We start from the raw sequence: 20,551 nt of genomic DNA, 5'->3' as shown, positions 1-20,551 counted from the left end.
AAAAAACGGGCAAGGTGTCACCACCCTGCCCTTTTTCTTTAAAACCGAAAAGATTATTTCGCGTTGTAATTACGCAGCGCATTACGCCCCAGCACAATTCCCGCGCCAACCATGCCGCCCAGCAGTACTGCCAGAATCAAGGTAATTGCTTTCTTCGGGCTATCGCGACGAATTGGCAGTGTGGGTTTCATAACGTAACGGTAGGCATGAATATCAAGATCATCAACCTTCAGACTTTCGATATCCAGCAGGTTTTGACGAGTCTGATAATAGTTTGGCGAGAACACAAGCGGACGAGTCGCTTCGTGCTTAATCATCGACTCCAGTGCTTCGCTACCTAACAAAAGCAACGTGTCCTGAGTAATATTTTCACCAGTCTGCTGAATCTGCGGCTTTATTACCTGCGCCTGATTCGCATACTGCAACGCTTCCTGAATCTGGCGGATACGCAGCGTTTTTTGCTCCTGAGCCACCACTTCCTGAGTTTTCAGGGAGTCCTGCAAGGTTTTCATACCCAAAGCGATATTATCCTTCAGGTCCTTTTCCAGCTCTTCATTCACTCGGTCATCAACCTGTTGAATGTATTCAGCCAGCTTTTTCTGTGCATCCGCTGCAGTGTGCCCGACATAAGAAACAGCTAACGGTAACGGCTGGTTTTTAACAGCAGGTTCGATAGTCAGTTTTTCGCGTTCTTCCTGATTATCCAGCGTTTCCGCTAATGCAGAGAAAGCAGAACTGAAGCGACCAATTAACGCCTCCTGTAAATCAGCTACTTTTGGCGCAGCCTGGCCATAAATTACATTCATGGCGTTGTTATAGCCGGCAATTTGCCCCACATCAGGTTGAGTGACAATGGCTGTTGATGTCCATTGCTCTTTCGCTACTGCCAGGTATCCAATAGCCAACACGATAGCCACAATGACTGTAGCGATAATGGTCATCTTCCCGCGCCACAGTTGTACCAGTAAATCAATTAAATCAATCTGTTCCGGGTCATTGTTGTGCCCAGAAATATTATTATTTTCAACTTTCATCATTACCCTAACAGACGGAAAATTTCAGGTCGCCATAGTTTAGCGATAATCCGTATGAATGCCATAGGATAAACAATAAATATAATGAATTATTACATGAACATCGATACCAACTACCGCCAAAAATCATCTGATTACAGATAGTTAGTCGCTACCGAAAAGATCGCGGGTGTAGACCTTGTCTGCTGCATCTTTAAGCTCTTCTGACATTCGATTAGAGATGATGACATCAGCCTGTTGCTTAAACGTCGCGAGATCACGTTCCAGTCGTGAATTGAAAAACATTTCTTCCTTCATAACCGGTTCATAGATAATCACTTCTACCCCCTTAGCTTTGATACGCTTCATGATCCCCTGAATGGAAGACGCACGGAAGTTATCTGAACCGCTCTTCATAATTAGGCGATATATCCCTACGACTTTGGGTTTACGTGACAAGATAGCATCGGCAATAAAGTCTTTGCGGGTGCGATTAGCTTCAACGATGGCAGAAATGATGTTGTTTGGCACAGACTGGTAATTTGCCAGAAGCTGCTTGGTATCTTTCGGCAAACAGTAACCACCGTAACCAAATGATGGATTGTTGTAATGATTGCCGATACGCGGATCAAGACAAACACCTTCAATGATTTGACGGGTGTTCAATCCCAGGCTTTCTGCATAACTGTCCAACTCGTTAAAGTACGCCACGCGCATGGCGAGGTAAGTATTGGCAAAAAGTTTAATGGCCTCTGCTTCTGTTGAATCAGTAAACAGAGTCGGGATATTTTGCTTAACCGCCCCTTCCTGTAATAACGCGGCAAACCGCTGTGCACGTTCAGAACGTTCGCCTATCACAATACGGGAAGGATGAAGGTTATCGTAAAGGGCTTTGCCTTCTCGGAGGAATTCAGGGGAGAAGATAATGTTCTCAGTCTTGAATTTTTTTTGCATCGCGGCCGTAAAACCTACAGGAACCGTAGACTTAATAATCATTACTGCATGAGGGTTTATTTCCGTAACATCTTTAATTACTGATTCTACGCTAGATGTATTGAAATAATTGGTTTTAGGATCATAGTCGGTCGGGGTTGCGATGATTACATAATCAGCATTCCGGTAGGCTTCTTTTTTATCTAACGTGGCATTAAAACGTATTTTGTCTGATTGCAAAAACTGCTCAATTTCTTTATCAACAATAGGAGATATCCGATCATTCAGCATTGCAACGCGAGTTGGTAAAATATCTAATGCTACAACGTTATGATTTTGTGCGATTAATAGCCCATTAGACAGGCCAACATAACCGGTTCCGGAAATGGTGATTTTCATTTCATGCTCTCAGAATTAACTTAACTATGAATCATGATGTTTTAGCACCCTGATAAGAGTTAAAAGTTTTAACGCCACGATGATGTCTGGTCAACGAAACGAAAAACATTTCAGATTTTCTTTATAAGAATAGCTGCTATTTATTAAGTTAGTATTAAGCAATGAAATTAAATCAATAAGATTGATAGTAAAAAAAGCCCGGCGATAAATGCCGGGCCTTAGTTTAATACTGATTAAATCAGATTAATCCAGCCATTCGGTGTGGAATACACCTTCTTTATCAATGCGCTTATAGGTATGCGCACCAAAATAGTCACGCTGCGCCTGGATCAAGTTTGCAGGCAGTACTGCGGCACGATAGCTGTCATAGTAAGCAACCGCTGCAGAGAAGGTAGGTACTGGAATACCGTTCAGCACCGCATAAGCAACAACATCACGCAGAGCTTGCTGGTAATCGTCGGCAATTTTCTTAAAGTACGGGGCTAACAGCAGGTTAGCAATCTTCGGATTTTCGGCGTAAGCATCCGTGATTTTCTGCAGGAACTGAGCACGAATGATACAACCGGCACGGAAGATCTTCGCGATTTCACCATAATTCAGATCCCAGCTGTACTCTTCAGACGCCGCACGTAGCTGCGAGAAGCCCTGCGCGTAAGAAACAATCTTACCCAGATAAAGCGCACGGCGAACTTTTTCGATGAATTCAGCTTTATCACCTGCTGGCTGCGCTTGCGGACCCGACAGTACTTTAGACGCGGCTACGCGCTGATCTTTCAGGGAAGAGATATAACGAGCAAACACAGACTCAGTAATCAGCGACAGCGGTTCGCCGAGATCCAGCGCGCTCTGACTGGTCCATTTACCCGTACCTTTGTTCGCTGCTTCATCCAGGATCACATCAACCAGGTAATTACCGTCTTCATCTTTCTTGGTGAAGATGTCTTTAGTGATGTCGATCAGGTAGCTGCTCAGTTCACCGTTATTCCACTCGGTAAAGGTTTGTGCCAGTTCTTCGTTAGATAGATTCAGACCACCTTTCAGCAGAGAATAGGCTTCAGCAATCAGTTGCATATCACCGTATTCAATACCGTTGTGAACCATCTTCACATAGTGACCTGCGCCATCGGCACCAATATAGGTAACGCACGGTTCTCCATCTTCAGCCACGGCGGCGATTTTGGTCAGGATAGGTGCAACCAGTTCATAGGCTTCTTTCTGCCCACCAGGCATGATAGAAGGTCCTTTCAGCGCGCCCTCTTCACCACCGGAAACACCCGTACCGATGAAGTTAAAGCCTTCTGCAGAAAGCTCGCGGTTACGACGAATGGTATCCTGGAAGAAGGTATTACCACCATCAATGATGATATCGCCTTTATCAAGATATGGTTTCAGGGAATCAATGGCAGCATCCGTGCCTGCACCTGCCTTCACCATTAACAGGATGCGACGAGGCGTTTCAAGAGATTCAACGAACTCTTTCACCGTATAGTAAGGAACCAGTTTCTTGCCTGGATTTTCGGCAATCACTTCTTCCGTCTTTTCACGAGAACGGTTGAAAATAGAGACGGTATAACCACGGCTTTCGATGTTGAGCGCAAGGTTGCGTCCCATCACTGCCATACCGACGACGCCGATCTGTTGCTTTGACATTGTTTACTCCTGTCAGGGGTGGTCACCGCGGGTTGCGGCTTATTGAAGATAAAGAATAGCTTAATTTATATCTTCTTTTACAGTCATATATTTCCTAATTAGGAAATTGCTTGTAACTTGTACAACTTTATATTTAACCACTAATGTTATAAAAAAGTTCGGCTAATTTTATTAATTCATTATTACTATTATTTTGAATTAGTTCAACATGATTTTCTTTGCTTGTATTGAAATAATCGCTGCCAATAGCAGAAAGATGTGAGAATGGTGATGTGCACATCTTATCAAGAAGAGAACACCCCAAAAAATAATTCATTGAATACTGAATCCCTAACATGTGCAATATTGTTGGCGCGAAACTTAAAGAATTTTTACCTCCTGCATCTAAAACTTCAGGCGCAATATCTTTCCCAATGACCAGAAATGGTATCTTGTCCACAAAATAACGAGAATCGCTATTAAATGATTTCTTATATTCTGTCGAAGGAAATGTAGAATGATCCGATGTTATTATCAACAACGTATTGCCATAAAATGAACTGCGCCGAAAAAAGTCAACGAACTGCCCCAACTGAAAATCATAGTTATAGAATTTATTGTAGAGTGGGTTGCTACCATCAAAATATTTTTCATTTGGACTATCTTGACCATGATGAGTACCAGATGGGTACACACCAATAAAGAAGTGTTCGTTTTTATTTTCTTGAGAACGTAAAAAATATTTCAGTGCATTAAATGTTTGCTTATCAGTCATTCTGTCACGTTGATAACCAATAAAATCCCCCATACCAAGAACTTTATCAAAATTAAGCGTTTTCAACATAGTGTTAAGTGGGCTATTTTTTTCTGTAGACGCTATAAAATAACTTTTATAGCCATACTCTTTCAATATATCCGGTAAAGATGTTTGACGATGAAGATAAATATTATTAATTTCTGAGTTAGATAATTGTGCAATACCAGTACCAGTATCAGTTAACCCATCACGAAATTGATAGCCAGAAGTTAACTGGCCTCTTAAACCTCTAAAGGTTGCTGCTGTATGGTTATAATAATTTTTAAAACTTAGCGCTTCAGTAGATAACTTATCTAAATTAGGAGTAATAGAAAATGCGTCAGTTTTTGAATTACCAATAATCTCCGATGAAAATCCCTCAGCAAAGATTACAATAACATTACGCCCTTTGAAGTTGTTGTTATTCTGTATAGGGTTAATAAAAACACTTGTTTTTAAAAAAGATTTCCCGGCATCACCAATCTTCTCACTAGGCTTAAAGGTTTGCTGTAAATAGTACAATTTTGCTGTTTCATAAAAAGAATATACCGGCCCCGCACTTATGAAAGAACACACAAGCAATAATACTATACAAAAAAGATTAAATTTATAATATTTAATACGTTCGACTAGAGCGCCAGAAGGCATCGTAACGAATGAAATTATAACAAATAAAATAAAAATGGAAAAAACCTTGATTATCTCGCCAATGCCTAGCGCTCCAACTTCTGCGGCATTCGACAAGGCAAGAGGCATCAAATATTGCCCTGAGCTAAATAGCGATGCTGCCTGCACACCTAAAATGGAGAGATAAATCCCCCACAAGATATTGCTTATGGACTTTCTTTTTATTAGAAGTATTGCCAGACTTGTAAGTGTGTATTCAATAGTAAATAAAAAGACACAGTCTGTCCTTCCAGAGTAAAGTAAAATACTCAAGAAGATACAGAAAGGTGGTATTATTTTAATTATATTTGTAAAGTTCATGTCAAATTAAACCATATTATTTAATAATCATAATGCTATTCATTTAATATTCTGTCACTGAGCAAGGAAGGACTGGTAAAGCCCACTCCCCGCCAGGAGTGACGCCAGGTAGTTTCTGTCCATGCCTGCTTTTTGCATTTTACGTCTTAACCCTACCCTGAATACCTGATCACCCGTTAAAATATTAATAGCGATGTGTCTTATCCCTAAAAATAATTCTGCTGAGTTTCCTCTTCTTATTTTGAAGTCGTCTTCATTCATTACCATATCCAAGCACCACTGAAGGTTATTCTCCAGGGCAAGATTACGAAAGCCCGCTCCCCGCAAGGACTGACGCCAGGTAGTTTCTGTCCATGGCTGCTTTTCGCATCTTACGTCTTAACCCTGCCTTGAATACCTTATCATTCGTCAAAATATTAATAGCGATGTGCCGTATCCCTGAAAATAATTCTGCTGCGTTTCCTCTTCTGATTTTGCAGTCGTCTTCATTCATTACCACGTCCAGACGCCAGTGCAGCTTATTCTCCACGTGTCAGTGATTTCGGATCGTTGTGGCGAACTTCTCTGCGGTTAAATCAGCAGAACTGATATAATATCTGACCGTCATTTCTGGCTCTTTCTTTTGCTCTGCTATTATTGAACGAAAGGAGACTGCCACGCATAATTTTTTCAGTCCTTTCCATTCAAACGTGAAATCAATAAGTTCATCAGGGACATCGCAAACAATGTGAAGACGGATTTCTTCTCTGCCGTGACTCTTTTCACTAATTGCGTAACTGTCATGCTCTGGATTATTTAATTCTTTCAGTGGAAATTTTTCCTCAAAGGCTTTATTAAGCCGCCCCTGATTTCCTTTTACAGCGAATAAATAATCACCTCCCTGTTTTTGTATCTTCTCTGCAATATCTTTCTGACACCCCATCGCATCAGTCGTGATAATTTTTCCTTTAATATCCAACATATTAAGAAGTTCAGGGATAGCTGTAATCTCATTAGATTTCTTATCCGTCTTGATCTGTCCGATGACCAGACTGTGCATTGTTGAGAATGCACTAATGACATGAATCGCTCCCCTGCGGCGACTCTTGTCATAAGAGTGCCGGAGCGTTTTCCATCAATTGCGATGACGTCTTTATCATCTGAAGAATGGCAGTCACGCATCCAGTTAATAAAGCACTCGTGAAATTTCGCAGGACTGATACGGGATACAACTCTGGCAATGGTATCGTGAACAGGAATACCATTTTCAAAATCACCATATTGCTTCAAAAAATCGAGATGTGTTTCCCCGAAATCCTCTATATCTTCCCAACCTTCTGCACCAGAAATAACGGCACAAATAGTCAACAGTAGAATATCAGACAATTTATATTCCACTTTCCAAGCTTATCTATAATCGGGGATAATAGAAATATGTTCCATCAGTTTTTAAGTTCCATTTTGTTCTTCTTAATTATGTAAGGAGTATTTGATCATGTATAAGCAATGAAAAACAGCTTTAGGTAATAAGGAATATCTCAATTATTAAATATTTAGTGCGAATTATTTAGTACAAAAAAGCAGCGTTACGTGAGTAGGCCACCGGAACCTCCCCGACAGCCTCTCGCAGAACCGTACGTGAAACTCTCGCTTCATACGGCTCTCGTCAGGCAAACGCGCTTCCTGGTCCTGCTTTCCAGTGGGCAAACAACTCCGGCTTCTCATTTGACAGCCTTTCCATTAGCTGACACGCCTTCGTCTTTCTATACCGCAGAGTTTTATATTTCTTTCTCGCCCACGCAATCAGCGTCAGATTAATATATCTGCATACTTTCTTCATCGCTGATTTGTGGTATCTCGCGTAATAATTCAGCCACCCCGATATTATCGGATTCAGCCACTTCGCAATATCTTCGAGACTCATCTCCACCCTGCGTCTGAGCCGCAGTTTCCTGAGTTTTCCGATCATGCCTTTCTGCGCACTGTTACTCGCCGCCGGGCTGAAACTCGTAAAGAGGTTTCCCCGCCGGTGGTTACGTGCTCTTCGCGCTCGGAACGTATACCCCAGAAAATCAAACTGCACTGTTTCGTGGTTCGCCTGCCGTTCGCTGTCTTTGCAGTAAACTATTTTCGTTTTCTCCGGATGTAATTCCACTCCACATTCCTGAAAACGTTTTGACAGTTTATTCAGTAATTTCTCTGCCTGTCGTTTACTGCCACAATGAATTAATCCATCATCTGCATAACGACACTAGGGAATTTCCTGATAATGTAACGTCAACCACTTATCAAACACATAGTGCAGAAATAAATTCGCCAGTACCGGGCTGATGACTCCGCCCTGTGGCGTACCTTTATTTCTCTCCTTCAGTGTTCCATCCGGCATCTGCACCAACGCTGCAATCTTACCCATTTATCCGCACAATGTTTATCCACTGCCCTGAGTAATAAATCGTGGGGGATATTATCGAATAACCCTTTAATATCAAACTCAAGACACCAGTCGTATTGCCAGCAACGTTTTCTGGTGACTGCTATTGCATCCAGCGCCGATTTTCCATGCCGTATCCGTATGAATCATCCAGGAAATAACTCTCCACTAATGGTTCAAACGTTATCAGCACTGTCATCTGCGCTATTCGATCGCTAACTGTCGGTATTCTTAAAAGTCTTTTACTTCCATCCTTCTTCGGAATTTCCACCGCACGCACTGGCGGTGGCATCCAGCTTCCCGACGATAACCGGCTCCAGATTTTGTACAGATTTCCTTTCAGATCCTGCTCAAAATCTTTCAGCGTCTGGTTATCCACTCCGGCAACTCTGGCATTCGCCCTTACCCGCCGATACGCTTCCACCACATGCAATTTACTGACCTGAAACGGTTTTGTCTGTTCACACACAGCCTCCTCCTGCCTACAGTTGGGCTGTGATGCAGACTGCCCGACGCTGTCCCTCCGATCCACGTTCATTACAAACGCTTCCTCACTACTACGAACAGTGCTGCCCCGGTTTCGCACATCGATACTCCCATACTCATAATTTCGGTTATTTGTATTTCTCTCTTGACATTGCGACGACCGGTTCCCGTGGTTCCTGCAAAGAGCCTGATACAGCGTCATGCCTGCTTTACGCCGGACACAATTCACGCAGCATTCGGAATTCACCCGTAAATTTATCCCGGCGGTATCACGAAACCTCCGGTCTTGATGTCACTTAGGACTAACGACTTTTCAACACAGGTTCGGGTTTACTCATCTCACTGTATCTCACATAGAATCAGATCTCGTCTGACCGTTCCCCCTGCGCTCACTACCATGGATCTTTACCACAGCAGCCGGGGTTGTTTGGGACCGACTTCCGACAGCAGATCCCGGTGGGCCTGCCACCATCTCTTCACAAGCTTATGCTTATTACATGCAAAACGTCCCGTTTTGCATCTTTGTGCCTACGGCACACCTTGATCTTACCCTGCGTGAACAGGAATACCATTTTCAATGGTCACCATAGTGCTTCAAAAAATCGAGATACATCTCGCCGAAATCCTCTATATCTTCCCAACATTCTGCACCAGAAATGATGGCACAAATAGACAGAAGAAGAATATCTGACAATTATGTTCTACTTTCCATGCTTGTCTATAATCGGGATAATAGAAATATACCTCATCACTTTTTTAAATTATATTTTTATCTCTTAAATAACATAATGAAATTTTATATCAATAATTAAATGACTTTATTTAATCAAGAGCATTTTAATCATTGAATATATAATACGTATCATTTAACAAAAAAAATCAGCGTTACATTTTTGCCATGATAGTTATATAAGGTCAATTATATTATTGTTAATGCGTTTAATAAATAGATTCATACATAGCAGCTATATGTCTCCAGTTATACATATCTTCAGCATAATTTTTTAAATCTAATACTCGACATTTTAGATTGCCAAAAGACAAACTTTCTGCTAATGAGCTAAGTTGTTCAGAATCATTAAAGTAATGAGCTAAATTATTGGTTGTATAACGATTAAAGTCACAATCGAAAGCAAAAATAGGAATATTAAAATGCATCGCTTCAACTAAAGAAGGATTTGTTCCACCAGCTGAGTGTCCATGAATGTATGCAAGACAATTTTTTCTTAGTTTATAAAGCTCTTCGATATTATAGTTAGGTTCTAGTAGTGTGATGTTTGGATAGTGTGAATAATATTTTTTTAGCTGGCGCCCATACTCGCTGTTATCCCAATTGCCCATAAATTTAATTTTTTTATCTGTATTAATGAAGGCATTCAGAATCATTTCTATATTATTCTCAGGCTCTATCCTACAAAGCCCCAAATAATAACCTTCTTTTTTTTGATGATAGTCTATCGGTGTACTAAGATTAGTAGCATGATCTCCGCCATAAGCTATAACTACACTTTTTTTATTGTACTTATTTTCCACATAATCAGCTATTGCTTGATTATCTGAAATGATAATATCAGCTATTCTAATAGATATCGCCTCAGATATTTTGAGAAATTTCTTAGCAAACGTACCCCATTTATTTCTACGCCATTCAAGCCCATCAATGTTGACAATAATCTTTGATTTTGAAAATAGTTTATAAATTGGTAGAAATAAACAACCAGACACCCCCAATATTAAAACGACGTCTGGCTTTTTGAATAAGCAAATAATTAAACACATAATATCATAAATTATGCTAGAGACACCATTAGCATTTATCGGCAAATAGATCAATTCTGCATTTTTATAATTTTTTAATTTTTTATCATATTTTTTTGAAGAGCAAAATATCTGATATTGTATACCATCAGATTGATAATCAATTAGATTCTGAACAAGTGATTCAAACCCACCATAACAAGCAGGAACACCCACTGTGCCAACTACAGCGACCGTCTTCATATTATTTGCTTCCATTTAAACACCTTGAGCCTAACTATTTTCGTATTAAAAATTATTGAACATACCATCACGTACAGCTTTAAAACAAACCTTCAGTGAATTTAATTTTTCTTTCGAATATAAAATCTCAAATACAACATTCTTTGCCGCATGAAAAAAAGCATGATAACGATACTTAAAGCTATAATTTGAATGCAGCATTAAGTATATTGCATTGCGTATTTTATAAAAATTCCTGAAAGTATTATGTATTGTTACAGAGCGACCAGCAAAAATTTTCTGCCCATACCCAAGTTCATGAGAAATGATGACTGATGGTGTCTGAACAATAATCATATTATTAGCTAATGCACGCCAACACCATTCTGTATCAACCCAGTCTATAAAGAGTTTTTCACAAAATGGTCCGACGACGCGCCATGCTTCACAAGACATTAACATCCCAGAAGCAATAACATGCGAGGGGTAAAGATCATCGTCTACTTCACTACATATAACTTTTGTACTCGTAAAAATATTTAGGCTGACTGATGGATGCATATAGTTTGAACGATGGTCTTTAAAAAAAGGAGAAGCACAAGCAACATTTTTACCTTTTTTATTATTTTTCGTAAACGTACTCTTAAGTTTTTCAATAACATCACCAGGGAAGCAAGTATCCTGATCTGAGAAGAATAAATAGTCAAACTCTTTTGCTTCCAGGCCCTTCTTGACACCATGATTCTGAGCAAATGCAATGCCTTTGTTTTCTGAAAGCGAAATAACTTCAAGGTTATTAATAACGATATTTTTTATCAAATCACTATTATTTGAGCCATTATCTACAAGAATTATTCTCTCAACTTGTGGGGCTAAAGAGTTAATACATTTCGTCAAACGAATAATTTCCGGGTTGTAAGTAACAATTATAGCCAACACCTTAGCCTTACACATTAATCACTCCAAAAACCATATGATAATAGTATGTTAGATATAATAAAATTAACACTTTGCAAAAAACAAAATAATAATTCTTTTTTTGCTTAATAAACACCCCAATGGTTAACATAAGGAAAAAATACATTTCCAAAATACGGAAAGCCATAACAGGTAGAGAGAAAAGGCTAAAAGTCACGTATTGCATAACTCCATAACAAAAGAAAAGTCTTAAATTTCTCCTTTCATTTCCAATGCTTGATATGTAACTAATAATAAACCAGGAAATAGCGGTAAGGGATAATGAATTTATTAAATTTACACCAGCTTCATTTCCTATTTTTTGTCCCACTCCAAAATTTCTTATAAAAGATATGATCTCTTTTCCTTCTCCTGAGATCGCAAGCAAAACAAGAATACTGAAACAAAAATAACCAAGGTGTCTTATTTTTGTTGAATAGACAAAAGGATATAAAAGCAAAAAAGGCAAAGCAGACCAATGAGTAGCAATTGCACATAATACCGAAAAATAAAAATAAGTCGGTTTATTTATAAATAAATAGTATACGGAAAACATTAAAATGGAAATACATAGACCATTTCTGAATTGAGTATAATCTAAAACCCAAAGTGCAACGCTTGCATAGTAAATAAAGAATAAGGTCAAGCCTGTAAAATTACGCGAATAGTTAGCAAGAAACCTTGCCTTTATAAAAAATGAACATGTTAAAATTATAAAAATGATAGTTTCATAGCTGGTCGTTATTAACATCAATCCACGATAAAATAATTCAAGAACCCCCTCCCCTTCTTCACCAGAAAAGATCAGTATATAATTATCATAGTCTCTACTTCGCCCCAAAAACTGGGTATTTGCGATAATGAAGCCTACAATAAGTGTAAATATAAAAAATAAGTAGATAAAACTTATTAAGCTTTTATCGTGTTTATATTTCGGACTATTTTCTGTCATTATACAAACATACTCAAAAATATAAGCAACCACCTTTCCTTCAGACGGATAAGGTGGCACACTTTATTAGAACAGTTCACTGTCCAATAATTCTGAAAATAATTTGGCTTCTTGATCTTTTTGCGATAATGATAAAGCACTACTGCAGAAAGGCCAATCGATGTTTAGAATAGGATCATTGTAAATAATTGCTTGCTGATGACTAGGAGCATAATAGTTTGTTGTTTTATAAATGAACTCTGCTTCATCACTGGTCACCAAGAAACCATGAGCAAATCCTTCAGGTATCCATAATTGTCGTTTATTTTCTGCGGAAAGGGTTATTCCAAACCATTTTTTGAACGTTGGTGAATTTTTTCTAAGATCAACAGCAACATCAAATACCTGACCTACAACACATCGAACTAATTTAGCCTGTGCATACGGTGCTAATTGATAATGCAGCCCCCGCAGTACGCCTTTACTAGATTTTGAATGATTATCCTGAACAAAATTTACGTGCCTTCCTATTGCCTTCTCAAATTCAACCTGATTATAACTCTCCATAAAAAAGCCGCGTTCATCACTAAACACTTTTGGTTCAAGAACGATCAAATCTGGAATATCAGTTTTAACAATTTTCATATTGTCCCCATCAACGTATACTATTTATTTGCATCTAACAATAAACTATTGAAACTTTCACCAACAATTGTCCAGTCATATTTGTTCAACACAGAAATATTAGATTGGATTTCTTTGCTTTTTTCTTCTAGGTCAAGATTGAGACAAAGATTAATTGCTTTACCAAGTTTGTAAGCATCAAATTTGACTAATTTAAGTACACTGTTAGTTTCAGTAAGTGGCGCATAATTTGAAATAACAAGACAGCCACAAGCCATTGCTTCAGCACAAGGATAATGGAAAGCGCCATCTTCAATTAACCCAACAGCAATCATGATGTCATTGCTTCGATAAAAGGACGCCAATTCTAAATCAGAAGTAATCGGAAAAAATTTAACCTTAAACCCAGCAGCGATTAAACGCTCCTTATCAACTTCTTCAAGATAGATCGCAATATTGATTATAATTCCAACTTTATTTTCCAGTGAACACAATACTGAAATAATTTCGCTAGTTCCTTTGTGCTTCTCTTTTCTACCAATAATCCCAATTGATGTGTGACCATTTAATAACCTATTTGATGGTTTCGGATAGAAAACGTTTAAATCTACTCCTGCAGGAACTACTCCTATAAAATCATCATGTTTATGAGGAAGCAAATTAGGGCTATTTAGTATTTTTTTAAGCGGTAAATAATATGTTAAACCCGCTATTAGTTTCCATATTTTATTATCAAAAAAATCAACCTCGTATGCCTGAATATAATAAAATTTCTTACGACGGGTGATTGGTAATAATGCAACAAGATAGGCAGTCAAATGAAAACTAGCAACTACAGCATCAGGATTTAATTCTATGCATTTACGCCAAAGATTATAGTACTTTTTAATGATTCTAAATATTTTCACACGGTTTTGACTAGATTTACTTGTGACGATTTTTGCTGTGGTAGCATAATATGGTTTAGTTTTATTATCTGGAACAACAAAACTTACATCATGTCCATAATTCATCAATTCAGTTGCCAGCTTAGAAAGAACTCTTTCACCACCAGCCCTGCCAAATCCTAAGACAGGTATAATTATTTTCAAAATTCAACCTCTGTTTTTAATTATTTCTTCTGACATTAATAAAATTAGTAAACACAAATGCAAACACAAAATATAAACTATATGTAATGACATAACTTATGTTAGCACCATGTACTCCATAATTTACAACAAAAATATAGGTGGTAATGATAAAGAGCATAGAAAAAACCACTTCTGAACTGATGAATAGTTTAGTATGCCCCTGACTTTGAAGGGGGTATGCATAAAGAAACCCAGCAATTTTTATTACATCCCCTACAAGTTGTAATAAAAATAATTCACGAGCGGAGCGAAACTGATCAGTAAACAAAACTGTTATTACCAAATCGCGGAATAAATAGATGTTCAACGCCATGAATGAAGTAATAGATATTATGTACAATATAGTACTATTTACTTCTTTTTTTATAAGGAAACTTGTTTTTATAATTGTCAATCTTGGTAAGAAATATGTTGACAAAGCAATTGTCACAACACCAAGATAAACCTCAGATATCTTCCATACGGCCTGCCATTGCCCTGCATCCTCCCAACCAGTTTTAGCAATCAATATTTTTCTAATACACATCAATGCTGTAGGCATGGAGATAACAGAAACCAGAGCCATCAGAGTATAATGAATGATTTTTATAATTTTGTCTTTATCCGTTTTACCCCACCAATATTTAAACCTAAACCAAGATTTATTGAGACAAAATAAAACCAATACAAGACCAGCAATAGCACTATTTATAGCTGTGGCGATCAATGCACCTTTAAGATTATAAGCCACAATCAACAAAATCATAAATATAGTAGAAATGAATACAGAAAACATCCCAACCAATATATATTGCTTATAGAATTGTTGACCATTTAAAACTGAAGCGATCAATGTATTTAAAATAGAGAATGGCAATATACAACATCCGAAAATGATTAACCATGTGTATTGCCCATCGCTAAAAAGTAGCTCGCTAATATCTTTCGACAATAAAATAACAACAGGAATAATAAGCAAGAATAATAACAGAGTAACCCTTAAGCATGCGCGCCACCATGGCGCGCATGCTTCTTTTCCTTCTTGCCAATTTTCCGCAGTATATCGAACAAGGCCAGTGCTTACAGGTGCAGAGGTAGTACCTGCAACTATTGTGATTAAACTTTGCACTTGGCCAAGCATTGCTACCCCTGATGGCCCTGTATAAATTGCTACTATCTTACCGATGATAAAACCCGCAATCATTTTAACGAATGTATAGATAGCGGATAATATAGTTACCTGAAGAAATTTTTTCATTACTTGTAATCATTGACCATTTTGATTACATAATTGACATCATCTTCACTCATTACCGGACTTATAGGTAAAGAAATTACTTCATCATGAATTTGCTCAGTAATTGGAAGGTTAAGACTAGACATATTCTGATATGCTTGCTGCTTATGGGGTGGTAATGGATAGTGAATTAAGGTTTGGATACCCTTCTCTAATAAGTATGACTGGAATTTTTCACGATTAGCGATCCTTACTACAAATAAATGCCAAACGTGCGCACCTTGGCCTTCAAACACTGGTAACGTAATCGCAGGGTTTTTTATTTCACGAATATATTTTTCAGCAATCCTTTGCCGAATCGCAGTATCTTCAGGTAATGTATGGATTTTTACACGCAATAAGGCTGCTTGCAGTTCATCCAATCGACTATTCAATCCCTGATAAATATTTTCATATTTCTTATGTGACCCATAATTTCGCAAAGCTTTTATAGTTGAGGATAATTCTGCATTATTTGTAGTAACAGCTCCCGCATCCCCCAAAGCTCCTAGATTTTTTCCTGGATAAAAACTAAATCCCGCAGCATCCCCCCAAGCTCCAGCTTTGCGACCATCACGTATTGCACCATGTGCTTGTGCACAATCTTCAAGAATCAAAAGATTATATTTTCTTGCGATTGCACTAATTTCTGGCATATTGCACAATAGACCATATAAGTGAACCGGTAATATTGCTTTAGTTTTTTCTGTAATGTAATTTTCAATTAAGGCAGGATTAATATTATAAGTTTCTATATCTGGTTCAACAAGAACAGGAACAAGTTTGTTCTCTGTTATAGCAAGAATAGAAGCAATATATGTATTTGCCGGTACTAATACCTCGTCACCGTCTTCTAGATAGCCGAGTTCTTTCCATGCCCGCAATACTAGTATCAACGCATCAAGGCCATTTGCTACACCAATGCAATACTTAACTCCACAGTATTCTGCGAACTCTTTCTCGAACTGCTCAAGTTCTTCACCCATGATATACCAACCAGAATCTAGCACCCTATTAAACGCAGAGACTAATTCTTTGTGCTGTCGCTGGTTAATTGCAAAAAGATTTAAAAAATCAATTTTATTCATTATCCTCTACCCATTTAATAAATCTAGCTGGATTACCTACTACTATTGCGCATGGTGGTACATTTTTGGTTACGACACTCCCCGAACCAACGATTGCTTTTTCACCAATTTCAACTCCTGGCAGGATGGTTGCATTAGCACCTATTGATGCTCCTTTGCGTATTATTGTTTGCAAAAATTCATCAGGATAGACTTTAGAGCGAGGATACTTATCATTTGTAAATGCTACACAAGGACCAATAAAAACATCATCCTCTATTTTAACACCATCCCAAATATACACACCGCTTTTGACTGTGACATTGTTACCAATTACAACGTTATTTTCAATCAAGGTATTTGCACAGATGTTGCAATTATTACCAATTACAGCACCTTTTAGTATCACAACAAACTGCCAGATAGTTGTTCCATCACCAATTGATGTTGTCTGGACGTCACTTAGTTTATGAATTCTCAATTGAATTTACTCTTCTAATAAAATCATCATAATTGCGGATATAATCAGACTCTTTATAGAAATCATCCGCAATTACAAGCAGCACACAATCATCACTAAAATCATACATTTCATGCCATATATAAGGTTCTATCAGCAACGCAATTGTTGGATCATTAAGTTCCACCTGCTTTGTTTCTTTACCATCATCCAGATGAAATTTACAAGCCCCCTTGACTACAATAGCTAACTGACGAGTAACCTTGTGTGCATGAAATCCGCGTCTTACTCCCTTAAGGGTCTCGAGTATGTAATATATTCTTTTGACTTCGAAAGGTATATTTCGTTGCTCTTCAAGCGCAATTAATGCACCACGCTCATCCCCATGTTTTTGCAAAGAGATTAATTTAATATCCATCATTGAGTTCCCACATACTATTCGCTGATCATTTTCAGCAAATATTGACCATATTGATTCTTGATAAGCGGTTCGGCTAATACTTTCACCTGCTCAGCATCAATAAACCCTTTACGATAAGCAATTTCTTCCGGGCAGGATACTTTTAATCCCTGACGCTCTTCAATTGTTGCAATGAAGTTACTTGCTTCAATAAGGCTTTGATGCGTCCCTGTATCCAGCCATGCATAGCCACGCCCCATCATAGCGACAGACAAACGTCCCTGTTCCATATAAATACGGTTAATATCGGTAATTTCCAGTTCGCCACGGGCAGAAGGCTTAAGGTTTTTCGCCATTTCCACAACGTCATTGTCATAGAAATAAAGCCCAGTAACCGCATAGTTACTTTTTGGTTCCAGCGGTTTTTCTTCCAGGCTAATTGCCGTACCGTTATTATCAAACTCCACCACACCATAGCGTTCAGGATCATTAACGTGATAAGCAAATACCGTTGCACCGCTTTCTTTGTTAACCGCAGCGTCCATTAATTTCGGCAAGTCGTGTCCATAGAAGATATTATCGCCAAGCACGAGTGCACAATCATCACCACCAATAAAGTCTTCACCAATGATAAACGCTTGCGCCAGGCCATCCGGACTCGGTTGTACTTTATACTGTAGATTAAGCCCCCACTGGCTCCCGTCCCCCAACAATTGTTGGAAACGCGGTGTATCCTGTGGCGTACTAATAATCAAAATATCGCGAATACCCGCCAGCATCAGTGTTGAGAGCGGGTAATAGATCATAGGCTTGTCATAAATAGGCAGGAGTTGTTTACTCACGGCCATAGTCACAGGATAAAGACGAGTGCCGGAACCACCAGCCAGAATAATACCTTTACGCGTTTTCATTTCACCATTCCTTTTAATTCATCCCGCTCTGGCATCATAAGCGAGATGCAAAAATTTGTTAAATTGCCGTAGTCGTAAATAATTCGTTGAGCATACGTTTCACGCCCACCTGCCAGTCAGGCAAGACAAGCGCAAAGTTCTGCTGAAACTTTTCTGTATTGAGGCGAGAGTTATGTGGTCGACGGGCTGGTGTGGGATAGGCCGTTGTTGGCACGGCGTTAAGTTTGTTAAGAGCAAGGTTGATCCCTGCTTTGCGTGCTTCTTCAAATACCAGAGCGGCATAATCGTGCCAGGTTGTTGTACCGCCAGCAACCAGATGGTACAAACCAGCAACTTCTGGTTTGTCTACTGCTACGCGAATGGCATGAGCGGTGCAATCAGCCAGCAATTCGGCACCTGTTGGTGCGCCAAACTGATCATTTATCACAGCCAACTCTTCGCGTTCTTTTGCCAGACGTAACATTGTTTTGGCGAAGTTATTTCCTTTACCTGCATATACCCAGCTGGTACGGAAAATAAGATACTTTGCGCAATGTTCTTGTAACGCTTTTTCTCCGGCTAGTTTAGTTTCACCATAAACATTCAAAGGTGCTGTTGCATCCGTCTCCTGCCACGGTATTTCACCGGTCCCCGGAAATACGTAGTCAGTAGAGTAGTGAATAACCCAAGCGCCGACTTCATTAGCTGCTTTTGCAATCGCTTCGACACTTGTCGCGTTAAGTAATTGTGCAAATTCCGGTTCTGATTCTGCTTTGTCTACTGCGGTGTGAGCGGCTGCGTTGACTATAACATCAGGCCGAATGCTTCTTACGGTTTCAGCTACACCTTCGGGATTACTAAAATCACCACAATAATCAGTGGAGTGAACATCAAGAGCAATCAGATTACCCAGCGGTGCCAGAGCACGCTGCAATTCCCAACCAACCTGCCCTGTTTTGCCGAATAGGAGGATATTCATTACTGGCGGCCCTCATAGTTCTGTTCAATCCACGATTGATAGGCGCCACTTTTCACATTATCAACCCATTTTGTATTGGACAGGTACCATTCCACTGTCTTTCGAATCCCGCTCTCAAACGTTTCTTGCGGTTCCCAGCCCAATTCACGGCTAATTTTATCGGCATCGATTGCATAACGGCGATCATGCCCTGGGCGATCAGCAACATAAGTAATTTGCTCACGATAAGATTTCTCTTTCGGTACTATCTCATCCAACAAATCACAAATAGTCAGCACAACATCGATGTTTTTCTTTTCGTTGTGTCCGCCAATGTTATAGGTTTCCCCCGCTTTACCTTCAGTAACTACGGTATACAACGCTCGAGCATGATCCTCTACATACAACCAGTCGCGGATCTGATCTCCTTTGCCATAAATAGGTAATGCCTTACCTTCCAGTGCATTAAGAATAACCAGTGGAATAAGCTTTTCCGGGAAATGATAAGGACCATAGTTGTTCGAGCAATTAGTCACAATTGTCGGTAAACCATAAGTACGTTTCCATGCGCGAACCAAATGATCGCTTGACGCTTTAGAAGCAGAATACGGACTACTTGGCGCGTATGCTGTCGTTTCCGTAAATAACGGCAACGTTTCATTGCTATTTACTTCATCCGGATGGGGTAAGTCACCATACACTTCATCAGTAGAAATATGATGAAAGCGGAAGTTTTTTTTCTTTTCATCATCCAGACCAGACCAATAATTGCGCGCTGCTTCTAAAAGTACGTAAGTTCCTACAATATTAGTTTCAATGAATGCCGCCGGGCCAGTTATTGAGCGGTCAACGTGGCTCTCAGCCGCCAGGTGCATCACCGCATCTGGCTGGTGTTGTGAAAAAATACGAGCCATCGCTGCGGCATCGCAGATATCTGCATGCTCAAATGAATAACGTTCAGAATCAGAAATTTCAGCGAGCGATTCCAGATTTCCGGCGTAGGTTAATTTATCGACATTAACAACACTATCTTGCGTATTATTTATTATGTGACGAACAACAGCAGAACCAATAAATCCTGCGCCACCAGTAACAAGTATCTTCACTTTTTTATTCCATATAGCCAGAGAGCATGCTGTGAAATAGACTGCTCCAGATTTGATTAATAGATGCATTAATGCACGCTACCGCCCCTGGCTTAACAGCTACCAGAGCACTGCGTACATTTCCACGATGTGACGAG

16 protein-coding genes and 4 pseudogenes are annotated in these 20,551 nt (G+C 39.2%); all 20 read right to left on the bottom strand.

Annotation, left to right across the window (positions count from 1 at the left end):
- Window positions 1-53 precede the first annotated feature (53 nt).
- The 20 genes and pseudogenes from wzzB to rfbB all read right to left on the bottom strand — a co-directional run bounded on the left by wzzB (window position 54) and on the right by rfbB (window position 20,414).
- Complete coding sequence (wzzB, locus tag FEK42_RS02215; RefSeq protein ID WP_135492822.1) at window positions 54-1,034, bottom strand: LPS O-antigen chain length determinant protein WzzB; 981 nt, start codon at window positions 1,032-1,034, stop codon at window positions 54-56.
- A 144-nt stretch (window positions 1,035-1,178) separates the two neighbouring features.
- Window positions 1,179-2,345 (bottom strand): UDP-glucose 6-dehydrogenase, encoded by a 1,167-nt coding sequence (gene ugd / locus FEK42_RS02210; RefSeq protein WP_130208709.1) that lies wholly within the window; start codon window positions 2,343-2,345, stop codon window positions 1,179-1,181.
- A 243-nt stretch (window positions 2,346-2,588) separates the two neighbouring features.
- Window positions 2,589-3,995 (bottom strand): NADP-dependent phosphogluconate dehydrogenase, encoded by a 1,407-nt coding sequence (gene gndA, locus FEK42_RS02205; protein ID WP_131161053.1) that lies wholly within the window; start codon window positions 3,993-3,995, stop codon window positions 2,589-2,591.
- A gap of 133 nt (window positions 3,996-4,128) precedes the next feature.
- A complete protein-coding gene (locus FEK42_RS02200) occupies window positions 4,129-5,757 on the bottom strand; it encodes a sulfatase-like hydrolase/transferase (RefSeq protein WP_240783155.1) in 1,629 nt (542 codons plus the stop codon).
- Between the two features lie 54 nt (window positions 5,758-5,811).
- A pseudogene (locus FEK42_RS02195) lies at window positions 5,812-6,054 on the bottom strand (ISAs1 family transposase); the annotation flags it as partial.
- Between the two features lie 7 nt (window positions 6,055-6,061).
- Window positions 6,062-7,179 (bottom strand): annotated as a pseudogene (locus FEK42_RS02190) (ISAs1 family transposase).
- Window positions 7,180-7,402: 223 nt separating this feature from the next.
- Window positions 7,403-8,705, bottom strand: a pseudogene (ltrA, locus tag FEK42_RS23245) (group II intron reverse transcriptase/maturase).
- Between the two features lie 503 nt (window positions 8,706-9,208).
- Window positions 9,209-9,402, bottom strand: a pseudogene (locus tag FEK42_RS02180) (transposase family protein); the annotation flags it as partial.
- Window positions 9,403-9,592: 190 nt separating this feature from the next.
- On the bottom strand, window positions 9,593-10,669 hold the full coding sequence (locus FEK42_RS02175; RefSeq protein WP_138211723.1) for a DUF1972 domain-containing protein: 1,077 nt from the start codon (window positions 10,667-10,669) through the stop codon (window positions 9,593-9,595).
- Between the two features lie 30 nt (window positions 10,670-10,699).
- The gene (locus FEK42_RS02170; protein WP_135492758.1) at window positions 10,700-11,587 is read right to left on the bottom strand and encodes a glycosyltransferase family 2 protein; all 888 of its coding nucleotides are present in this window, start codon (window positions 11,585-11,587) and stop codon (window positions 10,700-10,702) included.
- Window positions 11,580-12,542, bottom strand: coding sequence for an O2/O50 family O-antigen polymerase (gene wzy, locus FEK42_RS02165; protein ID WP_138211753.1), 963 nt, complete (start codon window positions 12,540-12,542; stop codon window positions 11,580-11,582). The genes FEK42_RS02170 and wzy overlap by 8 nt, the downstream gene beginning before the upstream one ends.
- Window positions 12,543-12,608: 66 nt before the next feature.
- Window positions 12,609-13,166 (bottom strand): dTDP-4-dehydrorhamnose 3,5-epimerase, encoded by a 558-nt coding sequence (rfbC, locus tag FEK42_RS02160; protein ID WP_135492759.1) that lies wholly within the window; start codon window positions 13,164-13,166, stop codon window positions 12,609-12,611.
- A gap of 20 nt (window positions 13,167-13,186) precedes the next feature.
- Window positions 13,187-14,236 (bottom strand): glycosyltransferase family 4 protein, encoded by a 1,050-nt coding sequence (locus tag FEK42_RS02155; RefSeq protein ID WP_135492760.1) that lies wholly within the window; start codon window positions 14,234-14,236, stop codon window positions 13,187-13,189.
- A 16-nt stretch (window positions 14,237-14,252) separates the two neighbouring features.
- Entirely contained in the window at window positions 14,253-15,515 is a 1,263-nt protein-coding gene (gene wzx / locus FEK42_RS02150; protein ID WP_138211722.1) for an O2/O50 family O-antigen flippase, read from the bottom strand.
- Window positions 15,515-16,621, bottom strand: a complete 1,107-nt coding sequence (locus tag FEK42_RS02145; protein WP_135492761.1) for a DegT/DnrJ/EryC1/StrS family aminotransferase — start codon at window positions 16,619-16,621, stop codon at window positions 15,515-15,517. Before FEK42_RS02145 ends, wzx begins: the two co-directional genes overlap by 1 nt.
- Window positions 16,614-17,081, bottom strand: a complete 468-nt coding sequence (locus FEK42_RS02140; RefSeq protein ID WP_135492762.1) for an acyltransferase — start codon at window positions 17,079-17,081, stop codon at window positions 16,614-16,616. Before FEK42_RS02140 ends, FEK42_RS02145 begins: the two co-directional genes overlap by 8 nt.
- A complete protein-coding gene (locus FEK42_RS02135; protein WP_135492823.1) occupies window positions 17,068-17,478 on the bottom strand; it encodes an FdtA/QdtA family cupin domain-containing protein in 411 nt (136 codons plus the stop codon). Before FEK42_RS02135 ends, FEK42_RS02140 begins: the two co-directional genes overlap by 14 nt.
- A 17-nt stretch (window positions 17,479-17,495) precedes the next feature.
- Window positions 17,496-18,371, bottom strand: a complete 876-nt coding sequence (gene rfbA / locus FEK42_RS02130) for a glucose-1-phosphate thymidylyltransferase RfbA (RefSeq protein ID WP_000857505.1) — start codon at window positions 18,369-18,371, stop codon at window positions 17,496-17,498.
- A 58-nt stretch (window positions 18,372-18,429) separates the two neighbouring features.
- Complete coding sequence (gene rfbD / locus FEK42_RS02125) at window positions 18,430-19,329, bottom strand: dTDP-4-dehydrorhamnose reductase (RefSeq protein WP_135407170.1); 900 nt, start codon at window positions 19,327-19,329, stop codon at window positions 18,430-18,432.
- Window positions 19,329-20,414, bottom strand: coding sequence for a dTDP-glucose 4,6-dehydratase (gene rfbB / locus FEK42_RS02120; protein WP_131161401.1), 1,086 nt, complete (start codon window positions 20,412-20,414; stop codon window positions 19,329-19,331). The genes rfbD and rfbB overlap by 1 nt, the downstream gene beginning before the upstream one ends.
- Window positions 20,415-20,551 lie beyond the last annotated feature (137 nt).

Origin of the sequence: Escherichia sp. E2748 (genome assembly GCF_005781125.1) — a bacterium.
Taxonomy (GTDB): Bacteria; Pseudomonadota; Gammaproteobacteria; order Enterobacterales; family Enterobacteriaceae; genus Escherichia.
Note: the sequence above shows the minus strand (reverse complement) of the source record. Positions and strands in the feature narration are given on the sequence as shown.